12 protein-coding genes are annotated in these 20,788 nt (G+C 44.9%); 3 read left to right on the forward strand and 9 right to left on the reverse strand.

What is annotated here, in order from left to right:
- Positions 1-19 precede the first annotated feature (19 nt).
- The 8 genes from B9Y58_RS08290 to B9Y58_RS08325 form a co-directional block, all read right to left on the reverse strand.
- Positions 20-2,320: an AAA family ATPase gene (locus B9Y58_RS08290; RefSeq protein ID WP_073056202.1), complete on the reverse strand. Its 2,301-nt coding sequence runs from the start codon at positions 2,318-2,320 to the stop codon at positions 20-22.
- Positions 2,321-2,430: 110 nt separating this feature from the next.
- Positions 2,431-4,824: a DUF262 domain-containing protein gene (locus B9Y58_RS08295; protein WP_158278350.1), complete on the reverse strand. Its 2,394-nt coding sequence runs from the start codon at positions 4,822-4,824 to the stop codon at positions 2,431-2,433.
- Positions 4,825-4,826: 2 nt separating this feature from the next.
- Positions 4,827-6,728: a DUF262 domain-containing protein gene (locus tag B9Y58_RS08300; protein WP_073056199.1), complete on the reverse strand. Its 1,902-nt coding sequence runs from the start codon at positions 6,726-6,728 to the stop codon at positions 4,827-4,829.
- A 48-nt stretch (positions 6,729-6,776) separates the two neighbouring features.
- Positions 6,777-7,415, reverse strand: a complete 639-nt coding sequence (locus B9Y58_RS08305; protein ID WP_143154681.1) for a hypothetical protein — start codon at positions 7,413-7,415, stop codon at positions 6,777-6,779.
- 9 nt (positions 7,416-7,424) lie between these two features.
- A complete protein-coding gene (locus tag B9Y58_RS08310; protein WP_083532293.1) occupies positions 7,425-7,754 on the reverse strand; it encodes a DUF1232 domain-containing protein in 330 nt (109 codons plus the stop codon).
- A 129-nt stretch (positions 7,755-7,883) separates the two neighbouring features.
- Positions 7,884-8,513 (reverse strand): FISUMP domain-containing protein, encoded by a 630-nt coding sequence (locus tag B9Y58_RS08315; RefSeq protein WP_143154680.1) that lies wholly within the window; start codon positions 8,511-8,513, stop codon positions 7,884-7,886.
- Between the two features lie 9 nt (positions 8,514-8,522).
- On the reverse strand, positions 8,523-9,056 hold the full coding sequence (locus B9Y58_RS08320) for a type II toxin-antitoxin system death-on-curing family toxin (protein WP_073056193.1): 534 nt from the start codon (positions 9,054-9,056) through the stop codon (positions 8,523-8,525).
- A 126-nt stretch (positions 9,057-9,182) separates the two neighbouring features.
- On the reverse strand, positions 9,183-11,303 hold the full coding sequence (locus B9Y58_RS08325) for a glutamine synthetase III family protein (RefSeq protein ID WP_072799853.1): 2,121 nt from the start codon (positions 11,301-11,303) through the stop codon (positions 9,183-9,185).
- A gap of 221 nt (positions 11,304-11,524) precedes the next feature.
- On the opposite strand from B9Y58_RS08325, the gene B9Y58_RS08330 reads away from it, so the two are divergent.
- The gene (locus B9Y58_RS08330; RefSeq protein ID WP_073056191.1) at positions 11,525-12,571 is read left to right on the forward strand and encodes a sigma-54 interaction domain-containing protein; all 1,047 of its coding nucleotides are present in this window, start codon (positions 11,525-11,527) and stop codon (positions 12,569-12,571) included.
- 49 nt (positions 12,572-12,620) lie between these two features.
- On the opposite strand, the gene B9Y58_RS08335 is transcribed toward B9Y58_RS08330, so the two are convergent.
- Positions 12,621-18,722: an InlB B-repeat-containing protein gene (locus tag B9Y58_RS08335; RefSeq protein WP_158278349.1), complete on the reverse strand. Its 6,102-nt coding sequence runs from the start codon at positions 18,720-18,722 to the stop codon at positions 12,621-12,623.
- A gap of 188 nt (positions 18,723-18,910) precedes the next feature.
- Here B9Y58_RS08335 and B9Y58_RS08340 point away from each other — a divergent pair, with 188 nt between their 5' ends.
- Together B9Y58_RS08340 and B9Y58_RS08345 are read left to right on the forward strand one after the other, a co-directional pair.
- Positions 18,911-19,963, forward strand: a complete 1,053-nt coding sequence (locus B9Y58_RS08340; RefSeq protein ID WP_073056188.1) for a hypothetical protein — start codon at positions 18,911-18,913, stop codon at positions 19,961-19,963.
- A 12-nt stretch (positions 19,964-19,975) separates the two neighbouring features.
- Complete coding sequence (locus tag B9Y58_RS08345) at positions 19,976-20,788, forward strand: hypothetical protein (protein ID WP_073056186.1); 813 nt, start codon at positions 19,976-19,978, stop codon at positions 20,786-20,788.

Below are 20,788 nucleotides of genomic sequence, written 5' to 3' on the forward strand. Positions count from 1 at the left end.
AATATAGATTTGTTAAACTCTACAACCCCAGCCTACGGCCTTGATGGTCGTCTTTATTGGCGAGTTCTTCGAGCATGTTCTGCAAGATGAGTTCTTTCGTACGCAGCTCATCAGGGACATATTCTAGCTTGCGGCGAACATTCTGAAAATCGCTAATTGCCACATTATCGCAACGAAGGATTTCCTTGGGGCAATGTCCCCCGAAAAATGTCGTCCAAGTTTTTGAAATTTGCGGCAGATCCATATAGTCAAACGCCAACTTCAGCTGAAAGCGTCTACGAATCGCCCAATCCAAGACATTCTCGTAGTTTGTCGCAGCAATCAGCATTCCGTTAAAGGAATCCATCTGGCAAATAAACTCGTTCACCAGAGTCACTTCCCAATGATTTTTCGCGTTGCCACGATTTTCAAAGAAACTGTCCGCCTCGTCGATAAACAGAATCGCATCACTCCGTTCCGCTTCACGGAACATCGCGCTAACATTATGTTCACTTTCACCCACATGGCACCCCAGAATATCGCTTGCCCGTTTCACGATAATCTCGCGATCTAGAATGTCATGCGCGACATGCTTTGCAAAAGCCGATTTCCCCGTACCGGGAGGACCATACAGGAATACATTCAAGTTCTCCCTGCGACCCGTCGCCTTCGAATCTTTCCATCGGGCATCAAAATTCTTGAGCATCGGCACGACATAATCAATATTCCGAATATCTCCACTCGAAATACGGACGCAATCCAGATTATAATCCGGCTTCGATTCCTGTGGCAAAGTTGATATACCCAAAAGTTTAGCATGCGAAGACGCAACTTCGCGAACCACATTTAAAGGCGACATATCCTGAGACTGCATCCGTTGCGCAAGCCGAACCGCCAAAGTGGCGCTCCCTGCCATCACCGGAATTTCCTTGGCGACACATTCGATTTCTTCGCTACGCATCATCGATTCCGCCTGTTGTGTTTTCAGAACGGACTGCCAAATCGCAATGCGTTCACTCTTGCTGAATGAGAAAAATTCTAGCGAATAATCGAAACGGCGACGGGTACTATTTTCAATCATCGCGATATTATTCGTAATCCAGATGACAGGCGTTTTCAGGCTCTCGAAAATAATATTCAGCAATCCCTTTTCCGCCTTATTCAAGACCAAGTCTGCCTCATCCATCAAGATGACGCCGCCACTCCGCTCACATTCCCAATCGGCCAAAAGCATCGAGCGCAAGCGCGTCTGCAAAAGGGATTCCTCGCTCATCGATTCTTCACCGATGCCCACCGAAAGCAGTGTAACATTCAACTCTTGCGCAATCGCCTTGGCAAGTTCCGTCTTGCCCGTACCCTCGCGACCATAAAAAAGGATGTTCAGTGGAGTGCCCCTCTGGTGCGATTTCAGCATCTGTAAAACAAAAGACGCCTGCGGATTCGTCTTGACTATCTGCTCATAGGGGACACACGGTTTTGCTGCCGGTCTGAAATCCATAATCTGCGACATATCTGAGAATCCATACAGATAATTGCTCACATCATCTGCCAGGTACAATTCCTTGCGTTTGATTCTCAAATCCGTATTGCGGAACGATTCTTCCATTTGGACCAGCTGGAACTTAAGAAGCGGACTCTCCTTGGAACAAAGTTCCTGAAGCGTTGCGCCATCAAGTCCTGTCAGCAAGGCAATTCGACTAAAGGCTCCACGCTCATTCGGGTCAAAAGTCTCCCCCTCTTTCACCCGAATGTTTTCTAACCTCAAATACAGTCGCTGATGGTTCCGAAGCCACAAATAAAGCACCAGTTCCACCGCCTCATCCGACAAATGGAAAAGACGCTTTAACTCAAAAGCGCGTTGCAAGGCTTCGTCATCGTGCGAGCAACCTTTTGCCAGCTTTTCTTTCACGCAATTTTCAATCATCTGCACGATAATCGGCCGCAGACAATCGTTCGCCCGCTCCAAATAAGCCATGATCTCAAAAAACTGCTGAGCAAAGCGAATATTCCTGGTCTCGTGATACGCCTCCAAAAGCTCCCGTACCCCATAATGCTTGTCATCAATCGAAGTCTTGATAGTACTCGAAAAATCAACCTGGTCGCGAATCTCGTAAACACGGTCCGCAAATTCGCCATAATAACGGACCGGCAAATAATTCTCGCAAAAACTGCGACAGCAACCATCCGGATACGCCCGCATAAAGCGCACCCAGTATTCCATAATCTTCAAGTCGATAAAAGAAGTCCTCGACTCCGCCTTCGCCGCAGGCGACTCCCCTTCTAACCGATTCAGCGCATTCCCGAAATAATTCTCTGCCGAATTCTGATAATGTAACTGCATAGCAAAACCTCTTGATTCTACTATGCAATATAAAAGAAGCGCATGACAATTAATGTCGTGCGAGAGGGAATATAAAAGAAATATATTTTTGGACTATTTAAGAATTGAATTTATTGTACAATTATGGCATCAAGTTCCTTTAAAAGGTCTAGCCCATCCGAATAATGAAATTTTTTCCCAATGCTTTCATCATTTTCCAACACGCACACATCGTCATTTAGCAACCACTTAAAAAATCTATTTTTGTATTTGAATTTTATGTCTGTGCCCCAAAAGAAATCGCAACCATCTATTTTTTGATCTGTATATATTTTTTCTTGTTGCTGAGGATTGGAATTTATTTTTCCACCATAGAACTTAGCAACAACTTTATTTCGATTATTCCCAATGTAAAACTTTTTCCATTCTTGTCCATTTCCACGACCGGCTATTTTCAACAAATAGTTATCACCATCTTTATCTAATTGATACCTATCTTTCACACCTGAAAGAATTTCTTCTACATCCTTGAACACATTTCTTTTCTCATCATTCCAAGATGTTCGGTCACATTCTAAATTCATCAAAAATCTATCAACACTTCCAACTACTTTATCATTCAATAAAATCGTAATCAGCCATGTTGGAATAGACGCATTAAAACAAACATAGGTCAAATCATTGAAATCAGATATTTTTTCTAAAAACATTTTAAGCAAATCCGTATTCTTTTCAACCGCACTAGCGTTTTCTTTTTCATCAAAAAGAATCTTAATCCGATTCCACTTTAAATCATAATTCGTCCAATCCACGGAGCCTTGTCCATTAAGGAACAAAAATTTTATAGAGCCTCTAAAAAAGGCGTACTTTTCAGCATCCGTAATCACTTCTTCCCAATTCTGATAGCCGGTACCATTCTGGCGTTTACAAACACCATCATATTTCCGCGCATTTCCATTTTCATCCAGAATTTGTTTAGCCTTTTCACATTCTTCGTAAAATCTTCTTGAAACAAGATTATTGCATTTTGGACATTTTTTCAACGATTCATACACATTATGGCTATCTATAGTTTGAATTGCTTCTATAGCCGCCCTTATTGCTTCCGTACTTCTAATCTGGGGATCTCCATCCATTTGTATGCCCGACACAAGATTCCAGACAAAACGCATCCAACGGCGGAGGGTTGTAGGTTCATAATCGCCATCTATAAAATATTTACAAATCGCCGAAAAAACTACACGGTGAACCTGACTTAACGTTGTAATTTTATCAGTTATTTTCACAATTTGCACATCATCTTTTACATCTTTTTTATACTCAGGAATAAACCTAAAGCTATCATCCCATCCACACAAAATGTTTTCTTCAAAATCTTTTATTTGACCAGTTTTTTTCAAAAGAACAATCTTGTCCAATATAACTTCTAATTTTTCAAAGCATTCAATTGGAATTGATTTATCGTAATATTCATACGGTTCAAATAACGAATATAACTCATTCTCATTGTTTAAGTATTTGTATGATTTATTTACATTTTCTCGTTGGCGAATTACCTTACCATCTATCTCTCCCTTACCGACCAATAAAACGGGTTTTCTATCATCATATTTGGCAATAATAAGTTCATTCCAAAAGAATCTATTGATGAAGGCTAAATATATATCATCTACTTCATTTTTCTTTGACCTTTTATCCCAAAAAACATTTATCCACATCGTATCCATTTTTATGGGAATACCTTGCTCGGGATCAAGCATTCGACTCCAACGATCTTTATTTGAACTGAGTTTCGATTGATTCTTTATATAACCAATCATATCTGCTTTAAAATTCTCAAAATTTGTTAGTTGTTTACCTCTAGCATTCATTTTAATATACAAGTCGTCAGAAAGACCAAAATCCTTAAGAGGTAAATGAGAGAAAACTATTTTCTTTTGTTCGGTCAAACACTTCCAATACAACAAGAATTTTTCATCATCTGTATCTTTAAAAATATTTTCAATACAATCAAAAGCATCAGTATTCTGAGAGACGTTTCTTCCAAGCATTCTCAACATAGACTGTATTGTGGGATCCAGTTTCCACGCAGAATAGAACCACGTTTGTTTTTCTATAAAATCAACTATACTCCCGTCTTTATATTTAGAGAAGAAATTAGAATTACACAAACTCCGGCAGAATTCACGCGAAGATATTCTCGTTTCATAGGTAAATCGATTCAATATTTTACAATTTTCATCCTTTAACACTCCTGCCATCAACGCAATATACCAATGCAAAAGCCATAACGTTGTAAGACGTTGTTGTCCATCAAGCGGATTCAACCTGGATCCTTCCGAACTGTAAACGAAATCTAATTTTAATTCATTTCGTTCATCATCCAACGCTTTTTTTAAATCATTCAAGAAAGTTTTGCGTAAATTTTCTTTACCTATTCGACCTTGAGCATAATCTCGTTGAATTATAGGAATTTCTATTTCATTATTTTTTATAAAATTCCAAAATGTAGTTGTATTTTCCATAATTATTCCCCCAACTCGTTTAAGCATTCCTCAAGACTGTTCAAATAACCTTCCGCATCATTTTTCGTCCAATAGTTTGGATCATTCATTGTTGTAGAATAATATTTCATGAAAACATGTTTAGTACATAAAGGAACAAATGATGATTTTGCATTTTTTTCTTCACCTATCTGAATTTTCCCATTGCCATCAAATTCAGGAATTGGAATCAATTTGCCTTTATCTTTACCAATAATAACACGTCTTTTCCCTGAAAAAATAGCATTTCCATACCCACGATTTGTCCCTGAATCCAAAAGAGTATAGTTCCAGATTCTATTTTTTTCTTGTATCGACCAATCATTCTTTTCAGGGAACATTTTTTTTACAGATTCAAATATCTTTCTTTTCTCATCTTCATCAACTTCAAAATATTTTTTTATACTTTCTTGAGTTCCACTATCCGCACCCAAGTACACATTTAGCAACCATTCTTTTTGCGTTTCAACATCATTCTCTGGATTTGTTGTATTCGAGTTTATATGTTCAACATCCCACTCTTCCAGTTTAAACAAATGGAACGGGAACTTATAAAACACCCCCATTTGGTATTTATCGTTTTTCAAATTATTTGCATTTTGATTAATGACTGTTTGGATGTTATGAAACAATAAAATTGGTTTACACTTTCGTTTATCGCTTCCATCTTCTTTATATTGCGCATCTAAAGGAGGACATTTTTCAATTATATTCTGTATACGGTCTTTCAGTTTTCCTTCAAACGATTTCTTATCAGAAGCTCCCTCCCATAGTTTTACAAATGTTTCTAAAGAGCCTTCTTTACAAGCAATTAAAAAACCGACATAATGATATATTTCCAAATCATTATACCATTCAGAAAAAATTCTAAAATAATCTTTTACGCATTTCCAACACGCATCAATGTTTTTCTTTTTTTCCTTAAACAATTCATAGAAATAGCGAAATGTTCTGTATTCATCATCCCCTATTTCCTTCAATTGCTTTTCATCTAAGCCAAATTTGTTTTGATCACAAATCAACTTAAAAATTAAATCTATTCGTGTTTGCGGATTATATCCCTTTTCATTCAAGAAAAGCCAAAATTCGTCATTTTGCAGAGTGTATTCAATATTATCCCACTCACTCGCCATCTCCTGCTGCCTTAATTTCAAATGATTTACTTCGTTCTTATCAAAATTAGAACTATTCAAAAATAAAGCTTTAATTAGTTCTGCATTTGTCAACGGAATCTTGCCAATATTCAAGCGAGTAAACACTTTTATCGGATTTTCCTCAACCGATTCATACCAAATAAACCTAACATTATTAGCTTTATCACATTGCGGTTCTTTGCCATCCAATTTATATGTAAGCAGCGCTTTACAAAAATCTGCCATGTTTACATCGCTGTTTTCAAGCCATTGTTCAACAACAATCGCTGCACGGCTCATATAATGAAAATCAATATATGAATTACATTCTTCGTGCACATCCGCTATCTTTTCAAGAAAAGATACTATTGACGAATCACTTGGTTCACGCTGATATTTAAATTGATAACATCCTGTTGACATCTTTAAAAGCTCAAGGACTTTTTTTACTTTTTTCAGTATGATATACATTGTAGTCAGGCGTTGCTGACCATCGATTACCTCATACCAAACTTCATCTATCGCAATATTATTGATTTTCTTTTCTTCACTTGACATTTCTCTCACAACAAGCGGCTGAACACAATAAAATTCATAATCTTTATTCTTTTTGTCTGCAAACTCCCACAAATCGTTAAGCAAATCTTTGACCTGCTGATCCGTCCAACGATAACCGCGCTGATAACTCGGAATAAAGAACTTCATTCCAAGAAGCTCTTTTACAGATTTTAATTCGATTTTATTTTCTACCATAAAATATTCCTATTCAAAACTTTTTAAATATAACCAAACTGAGTTAAATCACAATAATTGCCTTATTGGGAAAAGGTATATCTGCAACGTCGTTACTCCAGCAAATTTTTCAAGAATAATAGGTTTAAAAATCCAATAGACCAATATAATGTATAAAGAAAACACCGAAACAAAGGTAATGACATCCTTTGCCAAATAAATAACAAAATCCCATATTATCTCGTCAGATGTGCGTAATTTTCGAAATCGTGAAGAAAAATGCGCCCCAATTTCACACACCATATCATATACACTAGAGCCTGTAGTAGCTTGAGGGAATCTCCATTTAACGAACTCAATTATCCCTATTCGCATACTCCGTTTTTGTATAATTTTTATCGGTAGCATACAATATGAAGCCGATTCAACAACCGACCACAACAACATTGCAATAAACAGAAGTGATGACATCCATAGTGAACAACGTTCACCAAAGGGTGTAAAGACGGCTAAACAAACAGCAATTACACAAAAAGCCAATTTTATCTCGGCCTCTACGATAGTTTTCTTGAACTGCGAGCGCAATAGTTCGCGAAGCCTCGGCTTCAAAGCTTCGGGCGTTGCTTGTAACACGATGCCTGCCGCATCCGGCAACGTTCGCAATACAGAGCGAAGTTCCCCGAAAAATTTTTCACTTTTGTTTCCCATTATCTCTCATTATTTCATAATCAGCGCCACAATCGCAGCAATCAAACCGCCGAGCAACAGCGCGGTGATTACGACGGCGATGACCATAAACCATTTGGCGTATTTCAGGATTTTCACCATGGCACTATTTTGGTCCTTTGTGAACTGCTGGACCGCATTCATGGTTGCTGTCACAAGGAAGCCGACATCATCGAGCCAGCCAACTACGGGTATTGCGTCGGGCGCCAGGTCAATGGGCGACACGGTGTACAAAAGCGACATGATGACAAAGAAAACGGCGAGCCCCTTTTGCAAAGGGGATGCGCCGTTCATATCCATAACTTCGGGTTCTTTATCCATATTTTTCCTTCTTCTTTAAAAAGAAATATATCCTATTTTCTACAAAAGAGCACAAATCCCCACAAAAACTATAGTTTTCCCTCAAAAAACGTTATTTTGGGCACTCCAACTTGGAATAAGTTCCTTTTTTCAGCAGTCTTTCACACAGCGGATTGAATTTGCGCAAGAAAAGTCGTTCCAAAAGCGGTCAAGAACGGCATCGTCGTAGAAGTTGTCTAAGCAAACGCGGTACGCCCACTTGTTTTGCCCGACGGAACTCCAGAAGCGCGTGTGTCTGCCACGTGCTCCGCAAAAGCCGAATTCCTCCATGCAGCCTGCCGGATACGCCGTAAAACCGAAAGCATCGGTACTTTTACCGACAGGGAACAGTTCGTCTTCCTCCCAATCGTCTTTGGACTTTAACGCAAGAGCCGCCCCAAGGTAAGTTTCGGCACCATGCTCGCCCATTTCACATTTTGCGCCAACTGCATTAAACAAGTCTCGCCAATCGTCATTGTTCGGCAAGCGCCAACCTTTGGGGACCGCGGCTTCTGCAAATTTCCAGTAGTAGCACAAGCCATATTTCTTCACATCTGGGTCGCAGTTCCAATCGTAAGGCGGCGTTTCGCCATTCAAGCACAAATACCCCATGCCACCGGCATACGCCTGCGCGCCTTCGCTTTTATGCCGCAAGTTTTCGGCGAACCAAATCCGATTTCCGATTTTCACGGTGCGGTAGGTTTCACCGTCTCGCGGGTCTGTAAAATATGAGTTAGTCATAAGCACCACCTACATAATCAAGTTCACCACGAGTTTGGTCATGGTTTCGCGTTCTTCGGGTTTGCTTTCGGCGATGAGCAGCGTGAGCGTGACCAGAGCGCCATCGCTTACAATTTTGGAGCCATCCACACGATAAAGGATATCGTTGCGCGACATGTACCACAAGAAAATGAACGCAGCAATGCGCTTATTGCCGTCAACAAAAGAATGGTTCTTGACAAGCAGATACAGGAGTGTTGCCGCCTTCATCTGCACGGTCGGATAAAGTTCCTTGCCGTCGAAGGTCTGGTAAATTTGTCCGAGGGAACTCTTGAAAGACGCATCCTTTTCGACACCGAAGATTCCGCTGTCGCGGAATTTTTCCTTGAGCACAGCAATCGCTTCCATCGCCAACTCATAGGTGATGGGGCCGTTCGTTTCGCTGTAGTCCACACCTGTCTTCGGAAATTCCAGTTGCTGGTGGTCGTAACGGTCCAGGGTTTCAAGGGCCGCACGAAAGTCACCGATGACATTCGATATTTCAAGTTTTTCCAATCTGTTCATGACGAACTCCTTTTAGGGGAACATCACGAATATAGATTGAGCATGCGACAATTAGCGTCGTTTGCAGATACAAAAAATCCCCGCCCGAAGGCAGGGAAAATTTTCGACGGAAGCCCATGCTTTTCATTAGTAAATGAAAAGCATCTCTCTGTATTTCGGCAGAGGCCACATTTCGTCGGGGACAACCTTTTCGAGGCCATCGACGACTTTGCGGAGCGCAGCCATTGCATCGAGAATGCCTTCGTGCAGACCGTTCAGGCTTTCTTCCATCGTAGCGATGGCGGCACTCAGGTTCTTGACGCCTTCGCCGAGAGACTTCACGTAGGCATCGACGCCGGGGAAGCCTTGGTTGAGAGCCATTTCGTTGGTCTTGAGGGCGCTGGAGTAAGCTTCGACGACCTTCGGCAAGATGATGTTCTTGGCCATGTCGCGGCAGACTTCGCCTTCGATGTGGATGCGCTTGTGGAAATCTTCGACGTTGATTTCATAGCGGGATTCCATTTCGCGGCGGTTCATGACGCCATACTTTTCGAACAACTGAATATTTTCTTCCTTGGTGAGAGCCTTGAGGGCTTCCACGGAGGTGCGGATGTTCGGAAGGCCGCGGCGTTCGGCTTCGGCAACCCATTCATCGGTGTAGCCGTTACCGTTGAAAATGACGCGCTTGTGTTCCTTCACAATCTTCTGCAGGATCTTTTGCAGGCCCGTGTGGAAGTTTTTCTCATCAAGCTTTTCGAGCTGTTCCGAAATCATATCGAACGCTTCGGCCACGATGGTGTTCAGCACCACGTTCGGTTCGGAGCAGCTCTGGCTGGAGCCCGGAGCACGGAATTCGAACTTGTTGCCGGTGAAGGCGAACGGAGAAGTTCTGTTACGGTCGGTGGCGTCGCGCGGCAAAGCCGGAAGCATGTCGGCACCGATGCGGAGTGCGCCAGCTTGCTTACTGGACTTGGGCACGCCTTGTTCGATCTGTTCAATGACGTCCATGAGCTGGTCGCCGAGGAACATGGAGACAATGGCCGGAGGCGCTTCGTTTGCACCGAGGCGATGGTCGTTGCCGGCGCCAGCAGTCGTCATGCGGAGCAAGTCAGCATGGGTGTCGACGGCATAAATGATGGCGCAGAGCGTGGTGAGGAACACGGCGTTCTGGTGAGGGTCCTTACCCGGATTGAGCAAGTTACCCTTACCGTAAGACACGGACCAGTTGTTGTGTTTGCCGGAACCGTTCACGCCAGCGAAAGGCTTTTCGTGGAGCAAGCAAACGAGGCCATTCTTGTCGGCCACGTTGCGGAGCACTTCCATGATTTGCATGTTGTGGTCGCAAGCGAGGTTCACTTCTTCGAACATCGGGGCGAGTTCGAACTGGGCAGGCGCCACTTCGTTGTGGCGGGTCTTCGCCGGAATGCCGAGCTTCCAAAGTTCGATTTCCACTTCGTTCATGAAGTTCAGAATGCGAGCCGGAATACTACCGAAGTAGTGGTCATCCATCTGTTGGTGCTTTGCCGGAGCGGCACCGAACAGCGTGCGGCCAGCCTGGTACAGGTCGGGGCGTTGCAGGTAAAAGCGCTTGTCGATTAGGAAGTATTCCTGTTCGGCACCGAGCGTGACCGTCGTCTTCTTGGGACCCGCCTTGAAGCAGGTCATGAGGCGGCGGGTAGACTTGGAAAGAGCTTGCAAACTGCGCAGGAGCGGAGTCTTCTTGTCGAGCGCTTCGCCGGTATAGCTGCAGAACGCAGTCGGGATACAGAGCGTAGCCCCGTTGCCGTGGCGCTTGAGGAATGCCGGAGAAGTCGGATCCCAGGCGGTATAGCCACGGGCTTCGAAGGTGGAACGCAAACCGCCGCTCGGGAAGGACGATGCGTCCGGTTCGCCGACGATCAAGTTCTTGCCGCTGAAGGCCATGATGGCGCGGCAGCCGTCAGGTTCAAGGAAGGAGTCATGCTTTTCGGCAGTGGAACCGGTGAGCGGCTGGAACCAGTGCGTAAAGTGCGTGGCACCGCGGTCCATCGCCCACTTCTTCATGGCGTGGGCCACATCGCCTGCGATACTCGGATCGAGGGCAGCACCTTCGTTAATGGTTGCAATCAGCTTTTCGCAGACATCCTTGGGCAAGTATTCGCGCATGGCGTCGATGTTGAACACATCTTCGCCATAGAAATCCACATTCACCGGACCGGCCGGCTTGACGGGCGCGGTAGGGGCCTTTGCGATTTCGTTGATGGTCTTTTTGCGGTAGCTTACGCTCATTTTGAACCTCTTTTTTGCCGTTTTACGGCTGTTTTTCAATTTATGGAAGGAAATTAGGAATAAAAACGGGGTCTGGCACCCGAATTTTACAGGTTTTGAAACAAAATGTTTTACAATATTGTAAAAATAAGGTATATTATTACATTATTGTAAAGTAAAAAGGCTCTGACATAAAAAAGCTGATGCCGGGTCGTAGCCCGGCATGACTTAATGGTCAAGGAATGACGACTGAATCCGAAGAAATAGAGAGACTGAAAGCGGAGATCCGCGAGCTGCGCAATATCATCGACGAGAAGCCGGGCAAAATGGTCGGCAACAGCGGCGAGATGCGCGAGGTCTACAAGCAGATCAAGAAGTGCGCCAAGAACGACGCACAGGTGCTTATCTATGGCAACGACGGTACGGGCAAGGAACTCACCGCCCACACCATCGCAGAACTTTCTGCACGCAAAGAACAGCCCTTTGTCGTCATGGGTTGTGCGAACTTGAGCGAGGGTTTCGGCAACCCAGCGAACACCTTTGAAAGCGAACTCTTCGGCTACGAACGCGGCGCATTCATTGGTGCAAACAGCCGCCACTTGGGCAAAGCCGAAGTGGCGAACGGCGGCACGCTATTTCTGGACGATGTCTCGGCACTCAGCCCGAAGAACCAAGAGATTCTTCTGCGGTTCATGCAAGACCAAAGCTTCTACCGCCAAGGCGGCAATATTCGCCTGCATAGCGACGTGCGCTTGATTGCAGCGTCCAGCAAGAATCTGGAAAGCCTGATGCAGCAAAAACTTTTCCGAGAAGACTTATTTTACCGTCTGAACATCGTGCAGATTTCACTCCCCGACTTGGCGCAGCGCAAGAGCGACATCTTGCTTTTGGCGGAGCATTTTATTTCGCAAGTGAACCTGAAGTACGGCACGCACGTGGTGCGCCTCTCGACGCCCGCGATTGACATGCTCATGAGTTACCACTGGCCCGGCAACGTGCAGGAACTCGAAAACTGCATCGAGCGCGCAGCCCTCGCCACCAGCGACGACTGCATCCATTCACACAACTTGCCGCCCACCTTGCAGACCGACGAATCGGCCCGCAAGCCCATGCTCCCGAACCAAATTGCACCGCTATCGACGCTCATGGATACCTACGAAAAAGAAATCCTGAGCGAAGCGCTAAAAAGAAACGGCGGCAACATGTCTGCTGCCGCACGCGATTTAAGTATTTCGCCAAGAGTCATGCACTACAAAGTGCATCGATTGAACATTAATATATCGGAGTAGAATGCCGACCCTGAAACGAGTTCAGGGTGACATTGTTCAGGATGACAAGCTACTTAACGTTCACCTGGACGGCGTCCTTGCCGACACGCACCATGTAACTGCCCGACTTCGGGATTTCCACACGCTGAGAGCCATTGGATACCGTACCGCGCTTCACGACGCGACCATCCATGTCAAACACTGCGTAGCGGGAACCCATCTGAGCCTCTTCGATATTGAGAGCGCGAGCGTCAACAGCCACGTTGAAGCGTACTGCAAGCGATTTCAAAACAGCCTTATAGACGCCATCTTCAAGTTTCCACTTGACAAAGGCATACCTCACGCCATTCTTCGAAATTTCGTCAGGAATCACGCTCTTCAGTGCACGGGCAATCGTCGTATCGGCACGGTCCGTGTAGATTACCACCACTTCGCCAGTCTTTCCAGCGATCTCATAACGGATCGTCTTCTGGAACAGCGGATACAAGCTCTTGTTGCCGGCATCGGTTTCGCGCATTGCCTTCACGCGATCGCCGCGGCCCTTGGTCTTTGTATACCAACCATTGAAGACCCATGTTGTGTCAGACTTCATGACGGCATCGGGCAACAGAGTCACCTCGCCATAATTGTAGCCGTTGAACTTCGACGTCAACACAGCACCTTCGGGCAGGTGGAAGTTAATCACGTAGACAACATCACCCTTCGCAAAGACAGGCACGTAATATCCCGTCGATTCATCTTTTTCCCAACCGGCAAGAGTATAGGTATCATCCTTTCCTTTCACCTTGATGGGCGGCAAATGATTGTTCAAGGCGTCGTTGATCTTTTGTTCGATCTGCGACTTGGAATCCTGCGCACGGATGTCTACATAGATTGTATCCGTAGCACCATCACCATACTTGACGATAATCTGTTCCACGCGCAAAACGCCCTTGAAGTCAGGTTCGTAAACACCAGTTTCGGGATTCTGCTTCCAGTCAAGAACATAGGTAGAATCGCCATTGTCAGGTTTGCTCGGGAGAGCAATGCCGTTCTGTTCAAGAGCAGCGTTAATCTTTTCAACGATATCCTTGTGAACATCGGTCACGTGAATTTCCACATCGATGTGCTTTTCAGGATCATCCTGATATTTCACATCAATCGTATCCTTCTTGACCGTTGCATCAAAGACAGGTTCATACTGACCCGATGTAGGATTCTTTTCCCAGCCGTCAAAGGCATAAGTAGAATCCTTGTCTTCATCCTTGGTCGGGAGCGCAATGGGCGGCACATGACCCGCAAGAGCATCATTAATCTTTTCGTTAATCAAGGAATCAGAATCATCGTCACCCACAATCACATGGAGCGTATCACCGGCATCATTGTAAGCAACAACAATTTCCGGAGGTGTAATCGTCAAGGATCCATCGGTCACGTCAAAGGTCACGTCGAAGTTATTGTTCTTGTTCGTGAACATTGCACTCGTGAGACCCATAGCGTAAGTACCGCTCTTGGTCTTTTGAATCACAGATTCGCCACCGAAGACGATGTCGCTCGCTGAATACATTGCGTTGTTAATAGAGGCATCGTAGCCAGACACAACTTGCTGAGAACCGTTATAGGCATAAGTACCCGTGCGGCCCACTATAGAAACCGTCACCGGAGACTTCGTAACAGTAAGATCACCCTTGACCTCAGCAAGCGTGTAGTTTGTGCTCACATCGGTTCCTTCTTTCAGTTCATAAGTGAACGTATTTGCGCTTGTTCCAGCATCCGTCTGGGAGCCCGTTACCATAAAGTAGGCACCTTCATTAGGAGCAAAGCCGTCGCCACCCACCGTCACCGTCGGGGCGGTAAGAGCCGTACCATCGTACACCTTACTTGCGTCTGCAGACGTCAATGTCACATTACGCTTTTTAACCGTAAGATTGCCCTTGGTTACATTCACTTCGTAATTCATGTTCGCAGTATAACTTGCCGAAATCGCTTTCGGATAAGAGCCAGCATTCTTTACATTCGCATTCGAACGGTAATACTTGATGACGCCCAAGTCATCCGGATTGACAAGGCCCGTAACCTCGCCGGTAAACTCAGGATCCGCATCACCATAAAGTTTCTCAGCAGCACTTACCTTAATGGTAACGGCAGCCTTTGTCACGGTCAAAGTTCCAAGATTTTCTACAATCTGGTAGTTTCCTTGCTTGGCAGTTGCATCCCATTGAATGTCGTATGTATTCTTAGAAGAACCGACCATCTTCTGGCTACCCGTCGCCACCACCGTCGCCGTTTCACCATTGACAAAAACTGCTGTTACACCAGCTGTGAGCGGATTTCCATCATAAGCCTTTGAATCAGAAGCCGTCGTAATCGTCAGCGGAGCCTTGGTCACCGTCAATGTACCGGCGACCATGTTGATGGCATAATTGTCTGTAACATCAGAACCACCATTGGAAATCTCAACCGTTTTTACCGTATTAGTAACAGAACCAACATTCGTAATGGAGGCATCATTCATCGTAACAGACAATTCATCTCCAGAGCTCAACTTTGTAGCACATTCCGGGCAGGTGTAAGTTGCATTAACCAACGCCGTTCCATCATAGACTTTTGAGGAATCCTTTGCAGTTACCGTAAGAATCGTCTTCGACGTAACCATTATTTTTGTTGACGTCTTCGCTTCTTTAGTATAGTTCGGATTAGTGGCCTTGATATTGATTATCACGTATTCGTCCGGTGTTGCCGGCAGAGCCAATTCACCCAAGCTTTCCTTCCATTCGCCAGAATCGCCAATTCGGTAGAAGAAAGTTGTCGTGCCACTTGAAGCCGTACTCGTCGGGGAGCCCTTTATCGAGCCACCGACCGGCACATATTCATCTGCCATTGAAATGGTAAATGGTTCGCTTGTCGGCTTAATTGTAAGACCCGTAGACGGCGGAGTAATCGAGACTACGTTATAGTTCGCCGTCACATCGTTGCCATCTTCATCCCAAATTTTCACGTCGGCAGGATCGGTCATCACAGCCGGATAATCACCTGCATCCGTCGCTGTAATTTCGTAACCCACATTATGGGTATGATTAAGTCCAGTCGGCAGGCCCGAAGCATTCGCTGCACTTACCACATGAATTTCATCGCCCGTATAGGTCGTTGTTTCATTTTTACCGGCAAAGCTGACATCTCTCGGAGTAACCGCCAGCGTACAGCTTCCTCCATAATTGACGTCGAACTGGTCCGTCACCACTTCACCCGTCGTCTTGTTCACAATCGCAAAGCTTACGATATTCGCATCAATCGGACCGTCAAAGACATTCTTGATAGAATCCGTCACAATAACAGTCTTATAATCGCTACCAAGACTACCATTCGTCACCGATACAGTATATTTAGCGCCGCAGTTCTTGCCATTGTACTCGCAAGAATTGTCTTGGAGCGTAACAGTAACCTTAGTCTGACTCCATTTGGCATACAGCTTCACATCTCCATAAGGAGCCTTGATTTCCACTTTGGTAACCTTTTTGCCACCCACTTCAGCATCATACCAACCTTCGAACTTATAGCCAACCTTTGTCGGGTTCTTCAAGACAACATCTGAAGAATCCATCGTGTACGTGGTATCGTTATCCACATGATTCACGCCACCATCCAATTCATAGATAATCTTATAGGTCGCCTTTTCCCAATACGGGAACAATTCCACCTCTGCATTGTCCGTATATGTACCCAACAATTCGTACACCTTTGCGCCGCCATCCGTCGTGGCCCAACCTTTTTGTTCATATCCCGGATACTCAAACGACGCCCCAGGCAATGTAATCGGTTCGCCATATCTTTTTATAACCGGTTCCACAATATTATATCCGTCTACACCAGCACTTAACCAAATCGTATAAGTCCTGACGTTCCACTTGTAATAAAGGGACAAATTTCCAGTTCTTGAACCCGGTGCAATCTGTTCAGCCTTATTGGTAAAGGTTCCATCATAGAACCAGCTATCAAATTCCAAGCTGTCATTTTTATATTTCGGAGCCTTAAACAAAACATTGTCTTCAACCGTGTAATATCTCGGATTGTTTGCAGAATTGGTCCACCCCTCAGACAGGTTATATGTAATTTTATAGTGAGCCAAATCCCACTTGGCATAAAGCACATAGCTCTGCGTCAAGATAACTTTGTCATTGAGGTTATACAGGTTCTGACAATTTTCTTCAGTATACCAACCCGCAAATGCGTACCCTTCTTTACTCGGATTCACTGCAGGGCCCTTAGCATAGTCACCTTCTTCCACAAGCTCCACACTATAAACAGCATCATGACCCGTCATATAGGTAATCAGATACGTCTGCTGTTCCTTCCATTGAGCATAGAAAGTTTCATTTTTCGTGGCGATTCCATACTGGTCTTCGTTCAAGGCAGGTCCATTTTGTGTTTTAGCCCAACCCACAAAGTTATAGGTTTTGCCATTTGCCTTATACGTCGAAGGTAACTGAGCCGCACTGAATCCATGGAGCGTAATGGAATCCCCTCCAACAACGGCCTTTGTCAGCTGGGTCGCATCACTTCCTGTATTAAAGTCAAACGTTATCGTATAGGTCGTTACATCGCCCCACACCGCGTATACGGTCTTAGGGCTATAAACATATCCCAGGTTATCGTCTTTTTTAGTTGCCGTAGGCGACAAAGACCAGCCTTCAAATTTTTTGAATCCATTCGTAGGAATCGATATTTCATCAGGTGTAGCCAATTCACCAAAACGCAAATACTTTTCTGTCTTAGCGCCCGCAGCGAAAGTACCCCCGTTCGCATTGAACGTGATTGTATAAATCGTCTCGTTCTTATCGTTTTTCGACACACCCTGATTGGTAATATGGTCACCTGTAGACCATACCCCTTCACCAGAGCAAGTCGAATCCGCATTATTCCATTCGCCCTCGTTCAAGACACAGGCAATATGCTCCTCATTAAGGAACGCCACCGCATAAATTCCGTTTATAGAGCCCTGGGCAACACCCTGACCCACGTCATTCTGGTCATAATAGGTATTCTTAAAAAGGGTTGTATTTCCTTCATAACGCAGACCAACCACACCACCATCATGCGCCGTCAAATCATTAATGAACTTGCCTCCATCAAAAACACAAGATTCAATATTGACCTTATCTTTTGCCTGGCCTATAACGCCACCCACATAAGCTTCGCTTCCAGCAATTTGAATCGAAACAACGCTCAAGTTGTCTTTAATCAAGCCCGCATCTGCGTTGCCGACAACACCACCAACGGCCTGTCCCTTACCACTATTATAAAGAATACCCGACGCATAGCAACCTTCCACAGTTCCAGACTTTTGCCATGCTACAATCGTACCCACACTGATTTTATTCTTGTCGCCCTTAAGAATGGTCCCAATATCAACAGTCGCGATGATACTCACACTATCAAGAACAACGTTCTTTACGACACCTTCATGTAAGGCCGCAACAAAAGCGACATTCTGTCCATAATTACTATTGATTTCAGAAATATAATCACTGCTGACATACAGATTCTTGATGGTCACATGGTTACCATCAAAAATACCTCCATACAAAATCTCGCCCTTACCCGCAGCAATAGGGACAAAGGGTTTATGATTCATATCGATATAATCAGCCACCACCTTCGCATTAAATTTCACATGCGGTGACGCATAGTTTTTATCCTTCGTTTTTTCAGAAATCAATGTGATTGCATTGGAATTATTCTTGAAGAACACATCAACATTAGCAGCGATAGATTCTGCGGCGCCATCTTTAAAAATTTTCGCAATGCTGTCTAGATAATTATTTCTCGCACTATTGTATTTATTTGTAGAGTCCTTTAACTTATCCGTAGCAGCGGTATCTATAAAAGCCTGCTTTACCGATTGAGCATACGCATTTGCCTTCGCCGTATCAGCAGCAGTCATATTGGCACGAGCCAAAGAGTCTGCCGAATAGGCCTTGGCAATTTCTTTAGCAGCATAGATATTCACCGTATCGGAAAACCACGCCAGGTTTGCCGCGGATTCGATCAAGAAATAATCCTTGTCACCGATTTTTTGCGTTTTCGCCGGAGTCTTGGTCGTACCATCCCAGACATCTGCCCACGCAGATTGAATACCCACCATAAAAATAAGCAGGGCGAGCAACTTTCCAAGAGAAATCTTACCTGTATCCATAGACATCCTCTTATACGATCATCTTTCCGTTCCACAAAAACAAGGAAAACCCTTGAGATTCCTTCTTGCTGTAAAACTAATTATTTTTTTTTACAAATTCCATTTTTTTTAATATTTTTTTGCACAATGGCTATTTTTTACTTATTTTATGTATCTGAAACCCCATTTATGGGAGCTAAAGCATTATTATGACCATTATTCGCAAAATTTTGACTATTAGCAGTGTTCTTGCTGTTCTCGGGTTTGCCCAGGGATCTCCTGAACCGCCCCCTGACGATTGGGACACCACCACCGATTCTACCGCTACGGCCAACCAGCCGCAGACCGCCGCCGTGCAGGATTCTACGGTCAAAGCAGCAGACACATCTGCAGCCGTCGTTGCTGACAGCACAAAGCCAGCCGACACCGCCAAGGTAGCCGCCGCTCCGGCTGATTCTGCCAAGGCAGACACGACTGCCGCCGATAGTGCCGCACCGAAGAAGCCTCGCAACAAGATTACCTATGCCGATTACCAGAAAAGAGTCATTAAGGCCGCCAAAAAGCGTTCCAAGACGTTGCACCATGGTCTAAGCCTCGCCAGCGCAAACTACCACGACAAGAACTACTGGCACACGGACCACGATGCCAACTGGGGCATGGGTATGGGCATGTACTACTTCTACAGGCGCTATATCGGTAACTATCTGGGATTCCAAGGCAGATTAGGCGCCCTCTACCGCTACTCCCGCTGGAGCTTCGACGTAAGCGAACAGGACGAACAGCTTTCTTCTGGAGAAGAGTACACGCTGGTTCATAGCCTGGACCGCAAATACTACAATTTCTCAGCAGATATGCCTCTCACCGGAAAAGTAGGTTACCATGTCAAGGGAACAACCACCTTCCTTTTCGCAAGCTTGACTTTTGGACTGACCAAGCCCATTTACGAAATGACCGATACCGAGAACTGGCTCGACATCAAAACCAACGACAAGAAGCTTAAGGCCGACCTGGATTTGATTGACAAAGCCGGTCAGAGCCCGTTCCCGCTTTACGAAAGCCACCAGACCAACAAGTTCTTCTATATGGACGACTGGGAAACGAGCGGCTGGATTGGCCTGGGTATCGAAAGTAGACTGGTCTCGTTTGAGTTCCAGATGTTCGCCTTCGGAGGCGCAACGCAGAATGCAAACCACAGATATTATCACATCGGACACGACAGCAATCCAACCTGGCGCATGTTCCTGGACTTTAGCATAAAGTAATGAGGTAAGATTATGAATCAGAAAAGCTTTATGTTGAAACTCGCTTCTATTCCGCTTATTTCTTTGACCGCGTTCTGCTTTACGGCATGCGGAGACAATTCAATTGAAGCCGAAAACGAAAAACAGGCAAATTTCTCGTTTGACTTCGACGCGACACTAGACACTCTTGAAAGCCGCCGCGACAATATGGACTATTATAATTGCTACGAGAAGGCCAAGCGAGTCGTCTACAATTACAAGGTCCGTTGCGACAACTTTATCGACAAGTACCGTAGCAGCGATAACGACTCTGTCTTGAACCTCGAAACCGTCATCAGAATGGTGAAAGACAACGAGAGCTACAACGACAAGGGCAGTTTCATCGGCACTAGTAGCGACCCAGCGATCAATTACTTGCAAGTCACGAAAATGCTGAGCATTACACTTACCAGCTATAAGCAGACCACAGATTCTATTAGCGGAAGCGAAGAAGTTGGCGATCCGCAAATCAGGTTCCTGGTAAAGTCCTATATCGATTCCGAGCCCTCGGAATACGATCCGCTTTCGGCTACCGCCTTGGATACGCTAAACCTCAAGAGTTGGAAGGGCGAAAAGAAAGTCGCCATTCAAATTCCTCGTGGTATTGACGCTATCGACATTTGCCCCGTACTCAGGGACAAGAACGAACATGACGCCTACTATGACGACGAAGACCTGCTGAATGATTCGGACTGCATTTCGGTCACGAACTTGGGATTCTTCAAAGAAAACAATGTCAAGTCCCAGACGACAAAGGGCGCAAAAGCCTCTATCACCTGGGAATGGTTCATGTACTCGATAAAGTAG

Source organism: Fibrobacter sp. UWB15 (genome assembly GCF_900177705.1).
Classification (GTDB): Bacteria; Fibrobacterota; Fibrobacteria; order Fibrobacterales; family Fibrobacteraceae; genus Fibrobacter.